The organism is Streptomyces sp. NPDC046985 (assembly GCF_040644415.1).
Taxonomy (GTDB): Bacteria; Actinomycetota; Actinomycetes; order Streptomycetales; family Streptomycetaceae; genus Streptomyces.
The window spans coordinates 66,601-87,549 of record NZ_JBEYWK010000026.1; the positions used below are offsets into that span (position 1 = coordinate 66,601).

The 20,949-nt window shown below is 75.4% G+C and carries 18 protein-coding genes and 1 pseudogene; 4 read left to right on the forward strand and 15 right to left on the reverse strand.

What is annotated here, in order from left to right; genetic code table 11:
- Window positions 1–241: 241 nt before the first annotated feature.
- Window positions 242–1,483, reverse strand: coding sequence for an ROK family transcriptional regulator (locus ABZ861_RS28205; protein ID WP_361635722.1), 1,242 nt, complete (start codon window positions 1,481–1,483; stop codon window positions 242–244).
- A gap of 216 nt (window positions 1,484–1,699) precedes the next feature.
- On the opposite strand from ABZ861_RS28205, the gene ABZ861_RS28210 reads away from it, so the two are divergent.
- On the forward strand, window positions 1,700–2,914 hold the full coding sequence (locus ABZ861_RS28210; protein ID WP_361635725.1) for an MFS transporter: 1,215 nt from the start codon (window positions 1,700–1,702) through the stop codon (window positions 2,912–2,914).
- Here the strand turns inward: ABZ861_RS28210 and ABZ861_RS28215 are convergent.
- Window positions 2,874–3,332, reverse strand: coding sequence for a thioesterase family protein (locus tag ABZ861_RS28215; protein ID WP_361635728.1), 459 nt, complete (start codon window positions 3,330–3,332; stop codon window positions 2,874–2,876). The two genes, ABZ861_RS28210 and ABZ861_RS28215, sit on opposite strands and share 41 nt — an antisense overlap.
- A 518-nt stretch (window positions 3,333–3,850) precedes the next feature.
- Between ABZ861_RS28215 and ABZ861_RS28220 the strand changes: the two genes are divergently transcribed.
- Window positions 3,851–4,507, forward strand: coding sequence for a DUF5995 family protein (locus ABZ861_RS28220; RefSeq protein ID WP_361635777.1), 657 nt, complete (start codon window positions 3,851–3,853; stop codon window positions 4,505–4,507).
- Between the two features lie 218 nt (window positions 4,508–4,725).
- Window positions 4,726–5,655: a TIGR03619 family F420-dependent LLM class oxidoreductase gene (locus tag ABZ861_RS28225; RefSeq protein WP_361635731.1), complete on the forward strand. Its 930-nt coding sequence runs from the start codon at window positions 4,726–4,728 to the stop codon at window positions 5,653–5,655.
- Between the two features lie 22 nt (window positions 5,656–5,677).
- Here the strand turns inward: ABZ861_RS28225 and ABZ861_RS28230 are convergent, their stop codons facing one another.
- From ABZ861_RS28230 to fmt, 11 genes and pseudogenes are all read right to left on the reverse strand, one after another.
- Complete coding sequence (locus ABZ861_RS28230) at window positions 5,678–7,390, reverse strand: NAD(P)/FAD-dependent oxidoreductase (protein ID WP_361635734.1); 1,713 nt, start codon at window positions 7,388–7,390, stop codon at window positions 5,678–5,680.
- A 79-nt stretch (window positions 7,391–7,469) separates the two neighbouring features.
- Entirely contained in the window at window positions 7,470–8,258 is a 789-nt protein-coding gene (locus ABZ861_RS28235) for a carbon-nitrogen hydrolase family protein (RefSeq protein ID WP_361635737.1), read from the reverse strand.
- Between the two features lie 193 nt (window positions 8,259–8,451).
- Window positions 8,452–8,904, reverse strand: coding sequence for an Lrp/AsnC family transcriptional regulator (locus ABZ861_RS28240; protein ID WP_361635740.1), 453 nt, complete (start codon window positions 8,902–8,904; stop codon window positions 8,452–8,454).
- 28 nt (window positions 8,905–8,932) lie between these two features.
- Window positions 8,933–9,189 (reverse strand): annotated as a pseudogene (locus tag ABZ861_RS28245) (amino acid permease C-terminal domain-containing protein); the annotation flags it as partial.
- Between the two features lie 331 nt (window positions 9,190–9,520).
- Window positions 9,521–10,963, reverse strand: coding sequence for a GuaB1 family IMP dehydrogenase-related protein (locus tag ABZ861_RS28250; protein WP_361635780.1), 1,443 nt, complete (start codon window positions 10,961–10,963; stop codon window positions 9,521–9,523).
- 131 nt (window positions 10,964–11,094) lie between these two features.
- Complete coding sequence (locus tag ABZ861_RS28255; RefSeq protein WP_361635743.1) at window positions 11,095–11,424, reverse strand: barstar family protein; 330 nt, start codon at window positions 11,422–11,424, stop codon at window positions 11,095–11,097.
- Window positions 11,421–11,867 (reverse strand): ribonuclease domain-containing protein, encoded by a 447-nt coding sequence (locus tag ABZ861_RS28260; RefSeq protein ID WP_361635745.1) that lies wholly within the window; start codon window positions 11,865–11,867, stop codon window positions 11,421–11,423. The genes ABZ861_RS28255 and ABZ861_RS28260 overlap by 4 nt, the downstream gene beginning before the upstream one ends.
- 40 nt (window positions 11,868–11,907) lie before the next feature.
- Window positions 11,908–12,951 (reverse strand): sugar-binding domain-containing protein, encoded by a 1,044-nt coding sequence (locus ABZ861_RS28265; protein WP_361635748.1) that lies wholly within the window; start codon window positions 12,949–12,951, stop codon window positions 11,908–11,910.
- Window positions 12,952–13,043: 92 nt separating this feature from the next.
- Entirely contained in the window at window positions 13,044–13,730 is a 687-nt protein-coding gene (gene rpe, locus ABZ861_RS28270; protein ID WP_361635751.1) for a ribulose-phosphate 3-epimerase, read from the reverse strand.
- Between the two features lie 291 nt (window positions 13,731–14,021).
- Window positions 14,022–15,440, reverse strand: coding sequence for a transcription antitermination factor NusB (locus tag ABZ861_RS28275; protein WP_361635754.1), 1,419 nt, complete (start codon window positions 15,438–15,440; stop codon window positions 14,022–14,024).
- A 587-nt stretch (window positions 15,441–16,027) separates the two neighbouring features.
- Window positions 16,028–16,960: a methionyl-tRNA formyltransferase gene (gene fmt, locus ABZ861_RS28280; protein WP_361635757.1), complete on the reverse strand. Its 933-nt coding sequence runs from the start codon at window positions 16,958–16,960 to the stop codon at window positions 16,028–16,030.
- Between the two features lie 270 nt (window positions 16,961–17,230).
- Here fmt and ABZ861_RS28285 point away from each other — a divergent pair, with 270 nt between their 5' ends.
- Window positions 17,231–17,785 carry a hypothetical protein gene (locus tag ABZ861_RS28285; protein ID WP_361635760.1) on the forward strand — a complete coding sequence of 185 codons (555 nt, stop codon included), beginning with the start codon at window positions 17,231–17,233 and terminating at the stop codon, window positions 17,783–17,785.
- Window positions 17,786–17,931: 146 nt separating this feature from the next.
- On the opposite strand, the gene ABZ861_RS28290 is transcribed toward ABZ861_RS28285, so the two are convergent.
- Together ABZ861_RS28290 and metK are read right to left on the reverse strand one after the other, a co-directional pair.
- Window positions 17,932–20,079 (reverse strand): primosomal protein N', encoded by a 2,148-nt coding sequence (locus tag ABZ861_RS28290; protein ID WP_361635763.1) that lies wholly within the window; start codon window positions 20,077–20,079, stop codon window positions 17,932–17,934.
- 132 nt (window positions 20,080–20,211) lie between these two features.
- Window positions 20,212–20,949, reverse strand: a 738-nt coding sequence (metK, locus tag ABZ861_RS28295; protein ID WP_361635765.1) for a methionine adenosyltransferase, incomplete at its 5' end; no start/stop codon positions are given.

Consider the following 20,949-nt stretch of genomic DNA (forward strand, 5'->3'; position numbering starts at 1 on the left):
CCAGCGGTCAGCCTCACTGCTGCCGGGACTGAGCCGGACGACGACTCCCGCCCCCACCAGCGGGTCGCCCTCGCCGCCACCGGGACTGAGCCGGACGACGACGCCCCTGCCAGAGGTCAGCCTCACCGCTACCGGGTCCGAGTCGAACGAGGACCGGCGGCTGGCCCCGCCAGCGGTCACCCTCCCGCCGCCAGAGCCGGGCCGGACGAGAGCCCGCCGCAGCGCGCCGCAGGCGGCCAGGTCAGCCCCGCGGCTGCCAGGGCAGATGCGCGGCCGGGGCGAACAGTTCGTCCTGCGCCCGGTCGCGGGCGGTGAGCAGTGCGCCGCGCAGCACCGCCGCGCCGCCGAGCGCGCTGGCGCGGACCTCGGTGGGCAGGGGCGACATCCGGGCCACCCGCCGCGCCACCCGCGCGGCGAGGGCGTCGCCGCCGGCCTGCCCGATCTCTCCGCCGAGGACCACGCATCCGGGGTCCAGGACGGCCACCGCGGAGGCGGCGCCGAGGGCGACGCGGTCGGCGAGGGCGTCTAGGAAGGCGGCGGCCCCGGCGGAATCAGGCGCCGCCGCGGCCTGGCGCACCGGTTCCGCCGCCGCTGGTCCGAGTCCGGGCCCGCCGCCCCGCGCCAGCCCGTGCGCCCGCGCCAGCTCCGCCACCGCCGCGGACGCGGCCAGCGAGTGGAAGCCGCCCGCGCAGTCCGTCGCGGAGGGGAGGCACGCGGTGCCGGGCACCGGCAGGAAGCCGATCTCTCCGGTGCCGCCGGAGGCGCCGCGGCGCAGCGTGCCCTCCAGGACCACCGCCGCGCCGGTGCCGTGGCCGAGCCAGAGCAGGACGAATGTGTCCCGGTCGCGGGCGGCGCCGTCCCGCTGCTCGGCCAGGGCCGCCAGGTTGGTCTCGTTCTCGACGATGACCCGGGCCCGGGGCAGCCGCTCCTGGAGCGCCGCCGCCAGTCGCCGGTGCCAGGCGGGCAGGCCGGTGGAGTCGCGCAGCTCGCCCGTGACCGGGTCGACGAGCCCCGGCGCGCCGACGCCGACGGTGTGCAGCCGGTTCCCGGCCCGGCCGTGCCCGCCGTGGGCCGCGCCGGCCGTTCGCGCGACCCGCTCCACCAGCGCGACCGCCTGCTCCACCGCCGGGCCGGTCCCCGTCTCGCCGCGGATCGGCGCCGAGGCGGCGGCCAGTTCCCGGCCGAGCAGGTCGGACACGGTCACGGAGACGCCGTCGGTGCGCACGTCCAGGGCGGCCAGGTGGGCGCGGTCGGCGACGATGCCGTACAGCCGCGCGTTCGGTCCTCGCCGCTGCTCCCCCGACTCCCCCACCACGGTGATGAGGCCGGAGACGGTGAGCCGTTCGACCAGGTCGGCGACGGTGGGCCGGGACAGGCCGGTGAGCTGCTTCAGTTGCCCGGCCGTCAGCGGCCCCTCCTGCTGCAACAGCCGCAGCGCGGACCGGTCGTTGATGGCCCTCGCGGTGCTCGGGGATGCGGGCATGCCGGGGATCCTCCCAGATCGGCGGAGCACGGTGGGGCCCGTCTCCCCCCTGCCTATCAGGAAGGGACCCTGATAATTTACGGCGGGGCGTGCGGACGCCCCTGCGCCCTGTCGTCGGACTCCCGCCTCCCCGCGTTCGGAGTGCGACGACAGGGCGCGGCCGCGCCGGGGCGCCCCAGCCCGTCGGCGCCCCGGGACGCAGGAGAGGCCGGACACATGACCGCGAGGGCCCACGATCAGCGCGCGGTGCGGCGCGCCCGGTACGCCGTGGCGGCCGTCTTCGCCGTGCACGGCGCGGTCACCGGCTCGTTCGCGACCCGGGTGCCGTGGATCCAGGAGCACGCCTCGATCGGCGCGGGGCAGCTCGGCCTCGCCCTGGCCTTCCCCGCGCTCGGCGCGTCCGTGGCGATGCCGCTCGCGGGCCGCGTCACGCACCGCTTCGGCGGCCGCACGGCCCTGCGGGGGCTGCTCGCGCTGTGGACCGCGTCCCTGGCGCTGCCCTCGCTCGCCCCGAATCTGCCCGCCCTCTGCGTGGCCCTGTTCGTCTACGGCGCCTCGTCGGGCATGGCGGACGTCGCGATGAACGCGCTCGGCGTGGAGGTCGAGAACCGGCTCGGCCGTTCGATCATGTCCGGCCTGCACGGCCTGTGGAGCGCAGGCGCCGTGGTCGGCTCGGCGGCCGGGACGCTCGCCGCCGACCTGGGAGCGGACGCGCGCCTGCACCACGCCGTGGCGGCCGGCGTGCTGACCGTGCTGGGCCTGGTCGCCTGCGCCTGGGTGCTCGACCTCGCGCCGGGCGAGGACGAGGCGCCGCCGCCGCGGTTCGCGCTGCCGCCGAGGCCGGCGCTGCTGATCGGCGCCGTGGGCTTCTGCGCGGTGTTCACGGAAGGGGCCAGCCTGGACTGGTCGGCGGTCTACCTGCGCCACCGGCTGGAGGCGTCCGCCGGGCTCGCCGCGGCCTGCACCACCGGTTTCACCCTGACCATGGCCGTGGCCAGGATCGCGGGCGACCGGGCGGTGGACCGGTTCGGCTCGGTGCGCACGGTGCGGGCGGGCGGCGTCCTGGCAGTGGTCGGCGGGCTGCTCGTCGTCTCGGCCGGGCGCCCGGCGGCGGCGATGACCGGCTTCGCGCTGATCGGCCTCGGCGTCGCCGTCGTCGTGCCGCTGTGCTTCGGGGCGGCCGGGCGCAGCGGGCCGAACCCGAGCCAGGCCATCGCCGGTGTCGCGACCATCACCTACGCCTCGGGGCTGGTCGCGCCCAGCGCGATCGGCGGTCTCGCCCAGGCGACCAGCCTGGTGGTGTCGTTCGGCCTGGTGACCGTGCTCGCGTGCGGTCTGGTCGCCTTCGCGGGCGTGCTGCGGGCGGGCGACCGGGACCGCTCGCGGGCGGTCAGTCCGCCGCGCGCAGCAGTTCCCGGCCCACGGCCCTGAACTCCTCGCTCCAGGGCGCGGGCCGCAGGGTCTCGGAATCCAGCCGGACCAGCACCCGGGCGCCGTGCGCGTACGTCGTCGCGCCGTCGGCCGAGCAGAACCGGAAGCCGTACGTCAGCCCTGTGGTGCCGAGCCTTTCCAGCCACAGGTGGACGGCGTACGCGCCCGGCCGGTTCACCGGCGCCTGGTAGGCGATCCGCAGTTCCCTGACCGCGTTGCAGACGTCCCCGGCGGCGGCCCAGTCGCCCTCGAAGCGGAAGCCGTGCTCCTGCCACAGCTCGGTCCAGGCGCGCTCCACCAGCACCGGATAGCGGGCGTTGTGCAGCAGCCCGAGCGCGTCCAGGTCGTCGAAGTGCACCGTGACGGGGATCAGCCGGCTGTGCGAGGGGGCGGGGGCGACGGGGGCTTCGGCGGTCACGGAGGGCTCCTGGGCGTGCGGGCGAAAGGGGGCGGACCTCCCCATCCTAAGCGGGCGCTCAGCGTCCTCGGCGCGGGGAAGGCGCTGGTCAGCCCTCGGCGCGCCCGACAATGGGTTTCGGACAGTGTGCCTAAGCGCGTCGGCGCAGGCCGGTCCCTGGCGCACCAAGCCGTAGCCGCGGCGCCCGGCTGCCGACCGCCGCGCCCGCTCCCGCGGGCTTCCGGGCTTCCGGGCTTCCGGGCTTCCGGGCTTCCGGGCTTCCGGGCTTCCGGGCTTCCGGGCTTCCGGGCTTCCGGGCTTCCGGGGGCGCGTTCCCCCGTTCTGGGGAAGCACCGGGGCCGTCAGCCCCCGGGCCGGGCTGAGGCTGGGACGCTGCCTCCATGGGGCAATCGGTACACCTCACCCTCGGCCTGGCCGGTCCCGTCGGCCCCGTCGGCAAGTACGACGGTGACGACTCGGGCGGCCCGGACAACGTGGACGGCACGGTCAGCGTGGCTGGCGCAGACGGCGCGGACAGCGTGGACGCCGTCCTCGCCCGGATGCGCGCGCTGGCGAAGACGCTGCCGGAGCGGGACGGGATCGCGGTCTTCAACCGGGTCTATCTCGCCGTCACGGAAGCGGTCGACCAGCGGCTGGCGGCGGGGCGGTTCGCGAACCCCCGGGCCGCGGCGGCGCTCGACGCGCGGTTCGCCGAGCGCTACCTGTCCGCCGTGGACGCGGCGGCGCGGGGGCGGCGCGCGCCCGCCTGCTGGCGTCCGCTGCTGCAACTGCGCCGGCATCCCGGCGTCCGGCCGCTTCAGTTCGCGCTGGCGGGCGTCAACGCGCACATCGGTCACGACCTGGCGCTCGCGGTGGTCGACGCCTGCACCGAGCTGGAGTGCGAACCGGCCGACCTGGAGGGCGACTTCGACCGTGTGGGAGACCTGCTCGCGGCACTGGAGGAGCGGGTGCGCGAGGATCTGATGCCGGGCCCGGACCTGCTCCAGGTCGCCGACCCGCTCACCCATCTGCTCGGGGCGTGGAGCCTGGAGCGGGCCAGGGACGCCGCCTGGTCGTCCGCGCGGGCCTTGTGGGCGCTGCGCCGGGTCCCGGACGTGGCCGAGGAGTTCGCGCAGCGGCTGGACGCGGCGGTCGGCTTCGCCGGGCGCCTGATGCTCACCCCGCTGCCGGACTGAGCCGCCCCGGCCCGCGAACCGTCCCAGCCCGCGGTCCGAGTCGGCCCGCCGACATCCCTGTCCGAGTCCGTCGGTCGAATCCCCCGTGCGAGTCCCCAGTCCCAGTCCGCCGGTCGAGTCGGTGCGCGGCCCGCCGAAGCGCACCCGGCGGCCGGGAACTCTCCCCGGTCACGCTCCGTTCATCGGTGGACACCCGCGATCACGAAGGAGCGCACGCCATGGCGATCCGTCTGGGACTCGGCCTTCCGCAGAACCGGCAGTACGACCTCGGCCGGGACGTGCCCTCGGTGGCCCGCACCGCCGAGGACATCGGCTACGACAGCGTGTGGGTGTACGAGCGGGCCCTGGTCCCGGAGCCCGCCGCCCAGGGGCTGTACGGCATCGAGGGCATGCCCTGGCCCGACTCCTACCGGCACGTGGCCGACCCGCTGGTCACGCTCACCCTGGCCGCCGCGGCCACCACGCGGGTGGAGCTGGGCAGCAGTGTGCTGGTGGCCCCGCTGCATGCGCCGTTCCAGCTCGCCAAGGCCCTCGCCTCGCTGGACGCGGCCAGCGGCGGCCGGGTGGTCGCGGGGTTCGGCACCGGCTGGTCCCTGGACGAGTACGCGGCCTCGGGCATCCGGCCGATCAAGGAGCGCGGCCGGGTGCTGGACGAGGTGATCGACGTCTGCCGGGCGGTGTGGGGGCCGGACCCGGTGCGGCATACCGGGCGGATCGTCTCGATCGACTCGGCCGTGGTCGGCCCCAAGCCGGCCCGGCCCATTCCCCTCCTGCTGGCCGCCGGCGCTCGCAAGGCGCGTGAACGGCTGGTCGAGCACGCCGACGGCTGGCTGCCGGTGGCCACGAGCGTCCGGGAGGTCGCCGCCGACTGGCACGCGTTGCAGGACTTGGCCGCCGAGCGCGGCCGGCAGCAGCCGATCCGGACCGTGCTGCGGGCCAACGCCCGCTATTCGCGCCAGCCTTACGCGGGCGCGGACCGGCGGGCCTTTCAGGGCGGCGCCGACCAGATCGCCGAGGATCTGCTCGCGTACGCCGGGATCGGCATGGAGGAGATCCTCGTCGACCTCCAGAGCACCGCGCGGGACGTCCTGGAGCTGCGGGACGTCGCCGCCGAGGTGTACGAGAGGGCGCGCGCGGCCGGGGTGTGAGGCCCGGCCGCCCGGCGCCCGCTCAGTCCTCGGGGAGTTCTACGGGCGCGATCTCGTCGTACACGTCGCCGGGGCCGGGGTTGGCCGCGTCGGTCGCGCCGCCGAAGTGGTGCATGACGCCCCAGACCGCGTTGAGCGCGGTCTGGACGGCGCCCTCGGCCCAGCCGGCCGTCCAGGAGACGTCGTCGCCGGCGAGGAAGACGCCCCGCTTGTCCTCGGGCAGCCGGTCCTGCATGAAGTGCGTGAACAGGCGCCGCTGGTAGCGGTAGTGGCCGGGCAGGTTGGCCTTGAACGCGCCCATGAAGTAGGGCTCGTTCTCCCAGGACACGGTCACCGGGCTGCCGATGACGTGCCGCCTGATGTCCACGCCGGGGTAGATCTCCGACAGCGACTTGAGCATGACCTCCATCCGCTCGTTCGCGGACAGCGGCAGCCACTTCAGGCTGTCGTCGCACCAGGTGTAGGACAGGCAGATCACGGCGGGCTTGTCCGGGCCGTCGTCCAGGAGGTACGTCCCTCGGGTCATCCGGTCCGTCAGGGTCATCGACATCACGTCGCGACCGGTCGGGTTGCCCTGGTCGTCGACCGCCTCGTCCCGCCAGAACGGCCGGTCCACCGGCACGAACAGCTTGCTGGACTCCATGTAGTGGGTGCGCTCGATGGCGGTCCAGTGGTCGATCGGGAAGAGCGCGTCGTCGCAGGCGATCTTGGACAGCAGCATCCAGGACTGGGCGGTGAAGATCGCCGCCCGGTAGGTGCGGATGTCGCCGTCCGCGTCGGTCACGGTGATCCGGTTGCCCGCGGTGCGGTGCAGCCGGGTCACGGCCGGGCGCGGCTCGCCGTCCGTGTGCAGGGACTTCAGCGAGGTGCCGTACGGCCAGTGGACGATCTTCTCCGGCTCCCGCTCCCACAGCCGCAGCGGAAGTTGCTGGGAGCCGCCGACGATGCCGCGGTGGTGGTCGTCGGCCTCGGTGTAGACGACGCGCAGGATCTCCAGGATGGAGTTCGGGAAGTCGGTGTCCCAGCCGCCGGTGCCGAAGCCGACCTGGCCGAAGATCTCGCGGTGCCGGAAGGACTTGAACGCCTCGGAGTCGCAGAGGAAGCCGTAGAAGGTCTGGTTGTCGAGCCTCTGGACCAGCTTCGCCCAGATCTCGCGGATGCGCGGGACGTCCCGCTCGCGCAGGGCGCGGTTCATGTCGGAGAAGTCGGCGCCCTCTTCCAGGCACCTGTTCCACGCGTCGGCGACGTCCCGGTAGACCTGCGGCAGGTCGTCGACGGTCTCGGCGTAGTGCGACTCGCCCTTGAGGTCGACGACCGTCGAGGGGGTCGTCTCGGCCAGCGGGTTGGGGAACGGCTGGGTCGTCAGGCCCGCGAGGTCGATGTAGTGCTGGAGCGCCGTGGAGGACGGCGGGAAGCGCATCGCGCCCATCTCGGCGGTCAGCGACGGGTCGCAGCCCTCGAAGCCGACGGTGCGCAGCCGGCCGCCGATCTGGTCGGCCTCGTAGAGGACCGGCTTGAGGCCCATCTTCATCAGCTCGTAGGCGGCGACGACGCCGGAGAGGCCGCCGCCGACGACCGCGACCTCGGCGCCGTGCTCGGTCGCGGGGATCTGGCCGAGGCCCGCCGGGTGGGCGAGGAAGTCGTCGTAGGCGTAGGGGAAGTCCGGGCCGAACATGGTGATCGGCGGCTGCTGCTCGTCGGCGTGCTCGACGGCGTTGGGCACCGTGGACGTCATGGGGTACGGACTCCTTGCGCGAAGTGCTGAAGTGCTGAGGGGGAGGGCGGTGGGAGCGGGGCGGGGCCGGGCGCGGCGGTCAGACCAGGGACCCGTAGAGGGCCGGGCGGCGGTCGCGCAGGTAGGGGTTGGCCTCGCGGGAGGCGGCGAGGAAGGCCGGGTCGGCGTCGGCGACGATCAGCTCCTCGTCCCGCCCGGCCCGCGCGCGGGCGACCCCGTCGGGCGCGGCGAGGACGGAGCACCCGGCGAAGTCGAACTCGCCCTCCCGGCCGGTCCGGTTGGCGTAGGCGACGTACATCTGGCTCTCGAAGGCCCGTACCGGGACGACGGACTCGGCGACGAACTGGAAGGGGTGCATCAGCGCCGTGGGCACGACGAGCAGGTCGGTGCCCGCGAGGGCGTGGCCGCGGACGTTCTCCGGGAACTCCACGTCGTAGCAGATCAGGATGCCGACGGTGAGCCCGTTCAGCTCGGCCTGCACGACCTGCCGCTCGCCCGGGGTGAACTGGCCCTGCTCGAAGCCGCCGAAGAGGTGCGTCTTGCGGTAGCCGGCCAGGCGCACGCCCTCGGCGGAGACGAGCTGCGCGGAGTTGTACACGGCGGCGCCGTCCCGCTCCGGGTAGCCGTAGACGATCGCCAGGCCGTGCCGCCCGGTGATCTCCGCGACGGCGTCGGCCCAGTCGCCGTCGGCGGGCTCGGCGAGGCGGGCGACGTCGTCGCCGATCGCGTAGCCGGTCAGGAACATCTCCGGCGCGACCAGCAGCCCGGCGCCCGCGGCGGCGGCGCGCGCGGCGGCGTCGTCGAGGACCTTGAGGTTCTCGGCGACGGAGCCAGGCCGGCCGGAGCTCTGGAGCAGGGCGGTGCGCATGCGGAATCCTCACCGGTCAGGGGTGGTGTCGGGGGGTCGCTTAGAAGGTACGGTCGCGCGCCGCGGACGGACAAGCGGAAGCCGTTGCGCGCCGGTGCGCGGATCGTTGCGTCCGCGGCCGCCATGGCGGCGATTCGTTGCGTGCCAGGGTGAGGAGGGCGAGGGGCCGCCCAGGCCGCCGGCGCTGGGGCCGTTACGTCGGCGAGCCGGACGAGAAGCGGCGCAGCAGCGGGGAGAGGACGAGCACGGACTTGGTGCGCTCCACGAAGGGCTCGCCCGCGATGCGTTCCAGGACGCGTTCGAAGTGCCGCATGTCGGCGGCGAAGACCTGGGCGACGGCGTCCGCGTCCCCGGTGACGGTGGACGCGGCCACGACCTCCTGGTAGCGCTCCAGGCCGCGCTGGATGGTCTCCGGCGAGGTGTTGGGGCGGCAGTGGATCTCGACGAAGCCCTCGGTCTCCCAGCCCAGTGCCGCCGGGTCGACGCGGACGGTGAAGCCGGTGATGGCGCCGGTGGCGCGCAGCCGGTCCACCCGCCGTTTCACGGCGGGCGCGGACAGGCCGACGATCTGCCCGATGTCCGCGTAGGAGCGGCGCGCGTCCTCGGCGAGGGCGTGCACGATGCGTTCGTCGAGATCGTTCAGCACGGGGTCCGGGTCACTTCTTCGGGGCGGGTCACGTCTGCGCCGCCGTCTCGGCCGTCGCGAGACGGGAGCGGCGGCTGCCGTACCCGAAGTAGATCACGAGGCCGACCGCCGTACAGATTCCGAACACCGCCCATGTGTCGCCGGACAGGCTGCCCCTCATCCAGACGCACAGCAGGAAGCCCACCGCGGGCAGCACCGGCGACAGCGGCACCCGGAAAGTGCGGTGCATCCGCGGGCGGGTCGGCGCAGCGCCACCACGGCCATCAGCCGCGCACCGGCGGACATCCGGGCGGGGGCGGTGCGGTCGTGCTGGGGTGCGCCTTCGTCGAGCACGCGCGGCTCCTTGTCGCTACGGCTTCGAAAGCGGCGGGGACGGCGGCGCCCCGGCCTGCGGAGACCCTGCGAGCGGGTCCTTGCCACGCCACGTACAGCGCCGACCCTGGGGGCGGCGCTTCGCAAGCGTAATGCAGCAGCCTTGCGCGGGGCCAAAGGGTCGTTGCGGCGGCGGGGGCCGCGTGGAGGCGGCCCCCGCCGCGCGGGGGCCGCCCGCAGGGGGCCGCCTTCCGTCGCCGGGACGGGGCCGGGCGGCCCGGGGCCGCTGGGGAGGGGTTCCGGCTCAGCTCCAGCTCGCGTGCAGCGGCTTGCCCTCGGCGTAGCCGGCCGCGCTCTGGATGCCGACGACGGCCTTCTCGGCGAACTCCTCCAGGGAGTTCGCACCGGCGTAGGTGCAGGAGGAGCGGACTCCCGCGATGATCGAGTCGATCAAGTCCTCCACGCCCGGCCGGCCCGGGTCCAGGAACATCCGGGAGGTGGAGATGCCCTCCTCGAACAGCGACTTGCGGGCGCGGTCGTAGGCCGACTCCTCCGAGGTGCGGTTGCGCACGGCGCGGGCGGAGGCCATGCCGAAGGACTCCTTGTACAGGCGCCCGTTCGCGTCCTGCTGGAGGTCGCCCGGCGACTCGTACGTCCCGGCGAACCAGGAGCCGATCATCACGTTGGACGCGCCGGCCGCGAGCGCCATGGCGACGTCGCGCGGGTGGCGGACCCCGCCGTCGGCCCACACGTGCTTGCCGTGCTTCCTGGCCTCGGCGGCGCACTCCAGCACGGCGGAGAACTGCGGCCGGCCGACGCCGGTCATCATCCGGGTGGTGCACATGGCGCCGGGGCCGACGCCGACCTTGACGATGTCCGCGCCCGCCTCGATCAGGTCCCTGACGCCTTCGGCGGAGACGATGTTGCCGGCGGCGAGCGGCACCCGGGGGTCGAGGTCGCGGACCAGCTTGACCGCGCTGATCATCGACTCCTGGTGGCCGTGCGCGGTGTCGATGACCAGGGTGTCCACGCCCGCCGCGAGGAGCTGCCCGGCCTTGCCCGCCACGTCGCCGTTGATGCCGACGGCGGCGGCGACCCGCAGCCTGCCGCGCGCGTCGACGGCCGGGGTGTAGAGGGTGGCGCGCAGGGCGCCCTTGCGGGTGAGGATGCCGGCCAGCCTGCCGTCCTCGTCGACGGCGGGGGCGTAGCGGCGGTTGGCCGCGTCGAGGGTGTGGAACGCCTCGCGCGGGTCGATGCCCGCGTCGAGCAGCAGCAGGTCCTTGCTCATGACGACTTCGAGCTGGGTGAAGCGGTCGACGCCGGTGAGGTCCGTGTCGGTGACGACGCCGACGGGGCGCCGCTCGGCGTCGACGACCACGCCGGCGTTGTGCGTCCGCTTGGGCAGCAGGGCCAGGGCGTCGGCGACGGTCTGGTGCGGGGCGAGGATGATCGGGGTGTCCAGCACCAGGTGGCGGCTCTTGACCCAGGAGATGACGTCGGTGACCACGTCGATCGGGATGTCCTGCGGTATGACCACCAGGCCGCCGCGGCGGGCCACCGTCTCGGCCATGCGCCGTCCGGCGATGGCCGTCATGTTGGCGACGACGAGCGGGATGGTGGTGCCCGTGCCGTCCGGCGAGCTGAGGTCCACGCCCTGGCGTGAGCCGACCGCGCTGCGGCTCGGCACCATGAACACGTCGTCGTAGGTCAGGTCGTAGGCGGGCCGGGTGTCGTTGAGGAAACGCACGTGCTGCACATCCCAGTCGATCAGAGGCGACCCCCGGGCAGGTCCGCCAGGGGGAAAGAGCACGTACCTCATTGTCCCACGACGCGGCCGCCGCGAGATCCTGGCACAACGTCCAGGGCGGCCCAGGGGTGCTAGGAAGTTCCTCCTAGGTCGAGGGCGACGGCCAGTTCCGGTGTGCGGTCGGCCGCTTCGGCGAACACCTCGCGGGCGGTCCGCCACTCCCCCGGCGCCGCCTCGGCGTACGCCTGCCAGCCGCGTACGACGAGCAGCAGTCCCCGCTCGGCGCCGGGCGCCGGCCAGAGGGAGGGGTCGCCGAGCGAGTCGGCCAGCGCGTCCCAGTTGCGGCCGAACCAGCCGGGCAGGGTCAGCACCCGCGCGGCCCGGTCCATCAGGGCCGCCTTGTCCGTGACGCCGTCCAGGTCCAGCGTGAGCAGGAGCCGGTCCGCCAGGTCTTCGCTCACTTCAGCACCGCCCGGAACGAGTCGTAGTGGTCGTCGGTGTAGTAGATCTCCCCGCCCTGCCCGGTGACGATGCGCCGGGCGCCGCGGTCGCGCGAACCGGGGGTGCGCACGGTGTACTCGTGGTAGTAGCCGCGCGGCCGCTGGGGCAGCCGTCGCTCGAAGTTTCCGAACACGACCCCGTCCTGGCTGTACGGGAAGGGGCCGCCGCGGTCGATGAGACCGAGGGTGCGCCGCGCCTCGGCGGGCAGCGCGGACTCCCGGACGACGCCCAGGCCCTGGGCCCACGACGGGGTCGCGAGGGCTGGGACGTGCGGACCCGGGGACGCCGGTCCCGAGGTCGCGGCGCCGGAGGGGGCCGGTCCGGAGGCGGAGCAGCCGGCCAGCAGGACGGCGAGAGCGACGAGGAGCCCGGCGAGCGCACGGGGGACGGACCGCAGCAGCATGGCGACGATGGTCCCACGCCCGCCCCGCCGGGACCCGCCGTCAGGTCCCGTCAGGGTCCGTCCGGTTCAGCGCGGCCTTGGGGGCGGGTCCGGCCGCCAGCAGCGCGTCGGCGGCCGAGGTGTCGGTGACCAGGCTGGTGACGAGACCGGAGCGCAGCACCGCGTCGATCGCCGGCGCCTTGCGCTGGCCGCCCGCGATGGCGACGACCTCGGGGACCCGGCGCAACTGGTCGGCCTTGACCGTGATGCACCGCTCCCCCAGGTCCCGCCCGATGCGGCGGCCCTGGGCGTCGAAGAGGTGCGCGGACATCTCGGCGGCGACGCCGAGCGAGGCGTAGTGCGCGCGCTCCTCGTCGCTGAGCATGTCGTGCACCGTGGAGATGCCCGGCTCCCAGGAGCCGATGGACACGCAGGCGACCGTGACCTTGTCGAAGTACTCGAAGGCCCGCGCGATGCCCGTCTGGTGGCGCAGCGCGGCGGCGGTGGCCGCGTCGGGCAGCAGCATCGGCGCGTAGATGGGGTGGGCGTCGCCGCCGGAGACCTGGGCGGCCCGGCGGACGGCCTCGACCGAGCCGCGTTCGGCGGTCCCGGCGTCGTAGACGCCCGTGAGCTGCACCACCGTGCACGGGGGCAGCCGGTCCAGGGCCGCCGCCATGTGGATGGTGGAGCGGCCCCAGGCCAGACCCAGCACATCGCCCTCGTTGACCAGCTCGCCCAGCAGGTCGGCGGCGACTTCGCCGAGGTTCTCCGGGTCGGGGGTCTCCTCGGCCTCGGCCGGGGACTCCACCACGACGGCGTGCCGCAGGCCGTAGCGGGCGCGCAGCGCGTCGGAGCGCTCGGCGTCCAGCTCGGCGGGGACACGGATCTCGATGCGCACGAGATCCCGTTCGAGGGCGGTCTCCAGGACCCGGGCCACCTTGAAGCGGCTGACGCCGAACTCCTCGGCGATCTGGATCTTGGACTTGCCCTCAAGGTAGAAGCGGCGGGCCATGGCCGCCGCCTGCACCAGCTCAGCGGGCCCCATCCGCACTGCTGACCGGCCCGCCGACATACCCGACACGGCGATCTCCTCACTGCTGTTCACACTCTGGTGTTCACGCTCTGCACTCGCCGTTCATCCTCGCAGATCCGGCGCTCTCGAACGGCCTCGATGAGAGCCGTTCACGTACGCGATGCTCAGTGGTCGCACGCCCAGGACGCCTGGGCGGCGGCCGTCTCGGCCTGGGCGCGCAGCCGGCGCACCGCCTCGGCGGGGTCGTCCGCCCCGAAGACCGCGGAGCCGGCCACGAAGACGTCCGCGCCCGCCTCGGCGCAGCGCTCGATCGTCGTGGCCGACACCCCGCCGTCCACCTGGAGCCAGAGCTGGAGGCCGTGCTTGCGGATCAGCTCCCGGGTGCGGCGGATCTTGGGCAGCGTGATGTCGAGGAACGCCTGCCCGCCGAAGCCCGGCTCCACCGTCATGACCAGGAGCATGTCCAGTTCGGGGAGCAGATCCTCGTAGGGCTCGACCGGGGTGGCGGGCTTGAGGGCCATCGCGGCGCGGGCGCCCTTGGCGCGGACCTCCCGGGCCAGGCGTACGGGCGCCCGTGCGGCCTCCGCGTGGAAGGTGACCGAGGAGGCGCCCGCCTCGACGTACTGCGGGGCCCACCGGTCGGGGTCCTCGATCATCAGGTGGCAGTCCAGCGGCGTGTCCGTCGCACGGGCCAGGGACTCCACGACCGGTGCGCCCAGCGTGAGGTTGGGGACGAAGTGGTTGTCCATCACGTCGACGTGGAGCCAGTCGGCGCCCTCGACCGCCTTCGCCTCCTCGGCGAGGCGCGCGAAGTCCGCGGACAGGATGCTGGGGTTGATCTGCACGGCCATGCCCCAAGACTGCCATGTCCGAGCACGGTTGTTCGCCTCGGCGCCCGGCCGGATCCGGGACCGGTCCCGATCGGATCCGGCCGCGGCGGCCGGAACGGTCCGGAACCGGCCGGATCTCGTTCTCAGGCGGGGGTCTTTCGACGGAAACAGGCCGGATCGGGCAGCGGGACCCCGTGCGGACGACTGCGCCTGCGGACCCGGTGTGATCCTGGCCTGGTTCCGGCGTGATCCTGGCCGGTCCCGGCGTGGTCCTCGCCTGGTCCCGGCGTGGTCCCGGTGTGGGGCCCGGGGTCAGGCGGTGCGGCGCAGGAGCGCCAGGTACATCGCGTCGGTCCCGTGCAGATGCGGCCACAACTGCACGTCAGGGCCGTCGCCGAGAGCCGGGACGCCGGGCAGCAGGGGGCGCGCGTCGATCAGCTCGGCGCCGGGGGACTGCTTGAGCAGGTCGTCGACGACCGCGCGGGTCTCGGCCAGGTGCGGCGAGCAGGTGGCGTAGCCGACGACGCCGCCGACGCGCACGGACTCCAGCGCCGTGCGCAGCAGCCCGCGCTGGAGGGGGGCGAAGTTCGCCAGATCCTCGGGACGCCGCCGCCAGCGGGCCTCGGGGCGGCGACGCAGCGCGCCGAGCCCGGTGCAGGGCACGTCGACGAGGACGCGGTCGAAGCTGCCGGGCCGCCAGGCCGGGCGGGTCCCGTCGGCGGCGAGAACCTGGTACGGCCCGGGGTTGCCCGCCAGCGCCTTGGCCACGAGTCCGGCCCGGTGCTGCTGCTTCTCGGACGCGAGCAGGAACGCTCCGCGCTCCGCGGCCAGGGCGGCGAGCAGGGCCGCCTTGCCGCCGGGGCCGGCGCACGCGTCCAGCCACCTCTCGTCGGGTCCGTCGAGCGGAGCGCCGGCCAGGGCGAGGGCGACGAGCTGGCTGCCCTCGTCCTGCACGCCGGCCCTGCCCTCGCGCACGGCCGCCACGGAGCCCGGCTCGCCGCCCTCGGTGAGCCGGACGGCGTACGGCGACCAGCGGCCCGGCACGGCGGCCTCCTCGCGCAGCAGCTCCTCGGGGTCGGTCCGGCCGGGGCGGGCCACCAGGGTCACCTCGGGCCGCTCGTTGTCGGCGGCGAGCAGCTCCTCGATGCCGGCGCGCGGCCCGCCCAGGGAGTCCCACAGGGCGGACACGACCCAGCGCGGGTGCGAGTGGACGACGGCGAGGTGGTCCTCGGGGTCCTCGTCATACGGCGGGGCGACCTTTTCCAGCCACCCGTCGAGGTCGTCGCGCGCGACCTTGCGCAGCACGGCGTTGACGAACTTGGCCCGCCCGTCGCCCAGGACCGCCCGCGCCAGCTCGACGGTGGCGGAGACGGCGGCGTGGGTCGGGATGCGGGTGCCGAGGAGCTGGTGGGCGCCCAGGCTGAGCACGTCCAGGACGGGCGGGTCGACCTCGCGCAGCGGCCGGTCCACGCAGTCGGCGATGATCGCGTCGTAGGTGCCCTGCCGGCGCAGCGTGCCGTACACCAGCTCGGTGGCGAGCGCCGCGTCCCGTGCGTCGAAGTCGCCCTTCTCGCGGGCCGTGCGCAGCAGCGGCGGCAGGACGAGGTTGGCGTACGCGTCCCGCTCGTCCACGGCGCGCAGCGCGTCGAAGGCGAGGATGCGGACCGGGTCCTTCTGGGGGCGGCGGTAGGGCTTGGCGGGCCTGCGGGGCCTGCGGGGGGTCTCGCTCACGGGAAAGGTGCTCCGGATGTCTGGGTGCGCTGTCCGCGGCCGCCGCGCGCCGGTGCTCCGGCCGCTGACGCGCCGCGCACGGATGTGCTGTGCACGGATCGCCTCCCAGCCTACGGGCCGGACCCGGCCGCCGTCGGGGCGGTCGGCGGTCGGCGTATCCCCCTTGACGCCCCGCCCGCCGCACCGGCCTTGTGCGGTGGCCCGCCACCGCGCTGACAGTCAGGCTCCAGGGACTCCCCGTGGGTACGGCGCACACGGCCTACGGACCCAGGACGGCCACCGTCGAGACGGTCGGACCCCGGGTCCCGCCCCTCGGACCCCGGGTCCCGCCCCCACGACGCCCCTGGGGCCCTGCCCCCGGCGGCGTGCATTCCGCGCCAGTTCACGGGCGGGAACCGGCCGCCGTCCGGGCGATCAGGCTCTGGAGACTCCTCCGCGGCGCTCCGGGCGCCGCACGGCCTGCGGACCGGGGTCGGCCGTCGTCGGGGGACGGTCCGCCCCCCGGTCCCGTCCCGGCGGTGCGCACGCCCACGCCGGGCCATGGGCCGGAGCGCGGGGCCGTCCAGGGGGGTCCAGGGAGAGGGGGGTCAGACCCCCAGGGTCTCGGTCTCCGCGATGCGCACGCCGCGGGCCCAGTCCGCCGCTCGCATCGGCTTCTTGCCCTGGGCCTGTACCCATAGGAGTTCGACGGCGTGGGAGCCGGTGCCGACGTGGACGCTGTTCTTGCCGACGGCCAGCGCGCCCGGGGCGAGGTCAGCGCGCTGGGGCGCGAGGGCGACCTGGATCAGCTTGAGCCGCTCGCCGCGGAACGCGGTCCACGCTCCGGGCGCCGGGGTGCAGCCGCGCACCACGCGGTCCACGCGCAGGGCGGGGGCGGCCCAGTCGATCCGGGCGTCCTCGACGGTGATCTTCGGCGCGAGGGTGACGCCCTCGGCGGGCTGCGGCACGGCCTTCAGCGCGCCGTCCTCGATGCCGTCCATGGTCGCGACGAGCAGCCCGGCCCCCGCGAGGGCGAGGCGGGTGAGCAGGTCGCCGCTGGTGTCGGCCGGGCGGACCGGCTCCGTGAGGGTGCCGTAGACCGGACCGGAGTCCAGGCCCTCCTCGATCAGGAAGGTGGAGGCGCCGGTGATCTCGTCGCCCGCCATGAGGCTGTGCTGCACGGGCGCCGCCCCGCGCCAGGCCGGCAGCAGCGAGAAGTGCAGGTTGACCCAGCCGTGCGCGGGGATGTCCAGCGCGGTCCGGGGCAGCAGGGCGCCGTAGGCGACCACGGGGCAGCAGTCCGGGGCGATCTGACGCAGCCGCTCCTGGAACTCCGCGTCGCGCGGCCGCCCCGGCTTGAGCACCTCGACGCCGGCCTCCTCGGCCCGCTCGGCGACCGGGCTCGCGACCAGCCGGCGCCCGCGTCCGGCCGGCGCGTCGGGGCGGGTGACGACGGCGGCCACCTCGTGCCGTCCGGAGGCGAGCAGGGCGTCCAGGGCGGGCACGGCGACCTCGGGGGTGCCGGCGAAGACGAGCTTCATGGGCGGATGCGGGCCTCTCGGTCAGGGGCGGGAACGCGGCGGCGCATCAGTCTATGGCCCTGGCCTGGGCCACGGCACGGCGGAGGGCGAGGGCGCGACGTCCCCACCGCGAGGGCGCGACGTCCCCCGCGACGGGGGCGTACGCGTAGGCCCTTGCGCCCCCACCCCGTGACCAGCGGCGCGGAGGCGCGTTGGTCAAGACGGAGTTGACCACCCAGGGGCTGCCCGCGCGGCCCGTTCCCTTCGCACGCCGGTTCGAGAGGCTTGTTCATGGCCGACCACGCAACCCACGACGCCCAGGCCCGGGCGAGCCTGCATCTGCTGGTGCGGGACATCGAGCGGGTCCGTCGGCAGGTGGACGCACTGCGCACGCTCACCGCCCAGTTGGGCAACGTCTACCGCCCGCGCCGCTCCGGCCCGGCCACCGGCTTCGTCGTCTACGGCCGCGCCCCGGCGCCGACGGTGCGCCTCGCGCAGGAACTGCGGGACAGCGTCGAGACCCTGGTCACCGCCGCCGTGGACTTCGACCGCTCGCTCGGCTTCTCGTGGGACGCCGTGGGCTCGGCGCTCGGCGTCACCAAGCAGGCGGTGCACCGCCGTTACGGCGCGCGCCGGGCCGCCGCGCAGTCGGCCGCCGAGGCGGAGCGGGCGGCGGAGACGGCGGCCGGCCGCGCGGTCGACGTCGACGTCGAGGCCGACCCCGCGGCGCCGATGGCGCCCGCGGTCCCCGCGGCCCGCTCCATGCCCACCCAGCCGACGGCGGGCAGCGCGTCGCTGCGCGGCGACGTGCGCCCCCGCGTGTTCCCGGGCCCGCGCAACGGCTGACGCCCCACCCACCGGCCGGCGTCCTCCCGCCTTTCCGCCCGGCCTCGCGGGGGCCGTCAGTCGAGGTCGGACCGTCGGCCGACGTCAGGCCGTCAACCGATTTCGGACCGTCAGTCGATGCCGGGCCGTCAGCCGACGCCCGCCCGTCAGCCGATGTCCGGCGGGTCGACGCGGATCCACACCGGTGCGCCGCCCGCGCGGGCCGTGCGGGCGGCCTGGGCCGCCTTCAGGGCGGCGGCCAGGGCGGCGCCGCTGCCCGGCGGGACGCGGATCAGCGCCCGGTCCCACTGCTCCCCGGGCGGGGGCGCGCCGGTCCGGCGAGGGCGTCCGGGCGGGACGACCGGCAGCGGGACGGGCCCCAGCACCTGCGCCTCGGGCGGCGCCTCGACCGCCCGCAGGAAGTCCGCGACCGCCTCCGGCGGGCCGGTCACGGCCGCCATCCGGGACACCGGGGGAAAGCCCAGTTCGGCCCGCTCGGCCAGCTCGCGCACGGCGTGCCCGGCGGGGTCCCAGCGCACCAGGGCCTGCACGGGCCGCAGCGTCGGCTCGGCGACCACGACCACCGTGCCGCCCGCCTCCTGCGGCCGGACCAGCGCGGCGGCCCCGATCCAGCGGCGCAGCGCGTCCTCGCCCGCCCGCAGGTCGGGCCGCCCCAGCATGGCCCAGCCGTCCAGCAGCAGCGCCGCCGCGTAGCCGCCCTCGGCCACCGGCTCGGCGCCGGGGGTGCTCACGACCAGGGCGGGCGCCGCGGGGACGGTGTCCAGCACGTGCTCCCGCCCGGAGGTGCGCACCGGAACGGCGGGGAAGGCCCGGCCCAGCTCCTCGGCGGTCCGCCGGGCCCCGACGACCTGGGCCCGCAGCCGGAACGCGCCGCACTCCGGGCAGTGCCAGGCGGACTCGTCCCGCCCGCACCAGTCGCAGCGCGGCAGCCCGCCGTCCTGGCCCTGGAGGGGGCCCGCGCAGTGCCGGCAGCGGGCGGGCGCCCGGCACTGCGCGCAGGCCATCCGCGGCACGTAGCCCCGCCGGGGCACCTGCACCAGCACTGGGCCGTGCCGCAGCCCCTCCCTGGCCGCCTGCCAGGCGAGCGAGGGCAGCCGCGCGGCGCGGGCCGCCTCGTCCCGGGCGAGGTCGGTGTCGCCGACGGTGCGCACCAAGGGCGCCGTCCTTCGCACCTGTTCCCGGGACGCCGTCAGGGGCCGCGCCCAGCCGCTCTCGACGAGCTGGGCGGCCTCCACGGTGCAGCTCCAACTGCCCAGCAGGAAGGCGCACTTGTCCTGTGCGGCGCGCAGCAGGAGCACCTCGCGGGCGTGCGGCTGGGGCGCGTGCTGCTCGGCGAGGCTGTCGTCGCCGTCGTCCCACAGGGCGACCAGGCCCAGGTCGCGCACCGGGGCGAACATGGCGGCGCGGGTGCCCACGACGGCGCGCACGGCGCCCCGGCTGACCGCCAGCCACTGCCGGTAGCGCTTCTCGGGGCCCGCGTCGGCGGTGAGCAGGGCGTGCCGTCCCTCGCCGAGCAGCGCGGTCAGCGCGGCGTCGACCCGGGCGGCGGCGCGTCCGTCGGGGACGACGACGAGCGCGCCCCGCCCGGAGGCCAGCGTCGCGGCGACGGCGCGGGCCAGTTCCCCGCTCCACTCCGGTCCCGGCAGGGCGGTCCAGACGGCCCTGGGCGCGGCGCCGGAGGCGAGCGCGCCGAGGAAGGCGGCCCCGTGCCCGTAGCGGGCCCAGGAGCCGGGGTCCGGGGCGGCGGGCGGCGGGGGCGCGGGGGGCGAGGGCCGCTGCTCGGCCCGTGCGCTGCGCGGCGGGACGGCGAGCTGGAGCACGTCGGCGAGGCTTCCGGCGTACCGGTCGGCGACGGCTCGGGCCAGGCTCAGCAGTTCCTCGCTCAGCACGGGCTCGGGCGACACCACCTGGGCGAGCGCGGCCAGCGGTCCGGAGTAGTCGGACTCGGCCCGGCGCTCGATCAGGAAGCCGTCGATGAGGCCGCCGCCCTCGCGCCGGCCGTCGCGCACCCGGCGCCGCCCGGCGCCGAACCGCACGCGCACCCGCACGCCCGGCTGGGCGTCGGCGTCCAGCTCGGCGGGCACCGCGTAGTCGAAGTAGCGGTCGAGGTGGAGCACGCCCTTGTCGACGAGCACCCGGGCCACGGGCAACCGCTCGGCGAGCGCGGCGCCACGCCAGGTCCGGGGCTTGGCCCGGGGCTCCTTCGCCTTGCGCACGCTGTCGCGGATGAGCGCGAGCTGTTCCGGCGGCGCCCCGTCGGCGCCGCCGTCCCCCGCTCCGTTCTCGCTGCTCACGCTTGCATTCTTACCAAAGCGCACTGACAGTCGGCGCCCGCCCGCCCCCGTCCCTGGGCACGCGCGGGCCCGGCTCCCCCGTGGAGAGCCGGGCCGGGAAGCGCTCTGGCGCCGTGTGACGGGCCTGCGGTCCTACAGCCCCACGGCCTCGCGCAGCGCGTCGACGCGGTCGGTGCGCTCCCAGGTGAAGTCGGGCAGCTCGCGGCCGAAGTGGCCGTAGGCGGCGGTCTGGGAGTAGATCGGGCGCAGCAGGTCGAGGTCGCGGATGATGGCGGCCGGGCGGAGGTCGAAGACCTCGTCGATCGCCTTCTCGATCTTCTCCGGCTCCACCTTGTGGGTGCCGAAGGTCTCCACGAACAGGCCGACCGGCTCGGCCTTGCCGATCGCGTAGGCGACCTGGACCTCGCAGCGCGCGGCCAGGCCGGCGGCCACGACGTTCTTGGCGACCCAGCGCATGGCGTAGGCGGCCGAGCGGTCGACCTTGGAGGGGTCCTTGCCGGAGAAGGCCCCGCCGCCGTGGCGGGCCATGCCGCCGTAGGTGTCGATGATGATCTTGCGGCCGGTCAGGCCCGCGTCGCCCATCGGGCCGCCGATCTCGAACCGGCCGGTGGGGTTGACCAGCAGCCGGTAGCCGTCGGTGTCCAGCTTGATGCCGTCGTCCAGCAGCGCCCGCAGCTCCGGCTCGACGACGAACTCGCGGATGTCGGGCGACAGCAGCGACTCCAGGTCGATGTCGGAGGCGTGCTGGGAGGAGACGACCACCGTGTCCAGGCGCACGGCCTTGTCGCCGTCGTACTCGATGGTGACCTGGGTCTTGCCGTCCGGGCGCAGGTAGGGGATCGTGCCGTTCTTGCGGACGTCCGACAGGCG

What these genes read in the sequence shown, in the direction of transcription:
- ABZ861_RS28225 (WP_361635731.1), top strand. Translation starts at nt 4,726, where the DNA reads ATGGCGATCCGTCTGGGACTCGGCCTTCCGCAGAACCGGCAGTACGAC.
- ABZ861_RS28210 (WP_361635725.1), top strand. Translation starts at nt 1,700, where the DNA reads ATGACCGCGAGGGCCCACGATCAGCGCGCGGTGCGGCGCGCCCGGTAC.
- ABZ861_RS28260 (WP_361635745.1), bottom strand. Translation starts at nt 11,867, where the DNA reads ATGCTGCTGCGGTCCGTCCCCCGTGCGCTCGCCGGGCTCCTCGTCGCT.
- fmt (WP_361635757.1), bottom strand. Translation starts at nt 16,960, where the DNA reads ATGAAGCTCGTCTTCGCCGGCACCCCCGAGGTCGCCGTGCCCGCCCTG.
- ABZ861_RS28230 (WP_361635734.1), bottom strand. Translation starts at nt 7,390, where the DNA reads ATGACGTCCACGGTGCCCAACGCCGTCGAGCACGCCGACGAGCAGCAG.
- ABZ861_RS28205 (WP_361635722.1), bottom strand. Translation starts at nt 1,483, where the DNA reads ATGCCCGCATCCCCGAGCACCGCGAGGGCCATCAACGACCGGTCCGCG.
- ABZ861_RS28235 (WP_361635737.1), bottom strand. Translation starts at nt 8,258, where the DNA reads ATGCGCACCGCCCTGCTCCAGAGCTCCGGCCGGCCTGGCTCCGTCGCC.
- rpe (WP_361635751.1), bottom strand. Translation starts at nt 13,730, where the DNA reads ATGGCCGTGCAGATCAACCCCAGCATCCTGTCCGCGGACTTCGCGCGC.
- ABZ861_RS28285 (WP_361635760.1), top strand. Translation starts at nt 17,231, where the DNA reads ATGGCCGACCACGCAACCCACGACGCCCAGGCCCGGGCGAGCCTGCAT.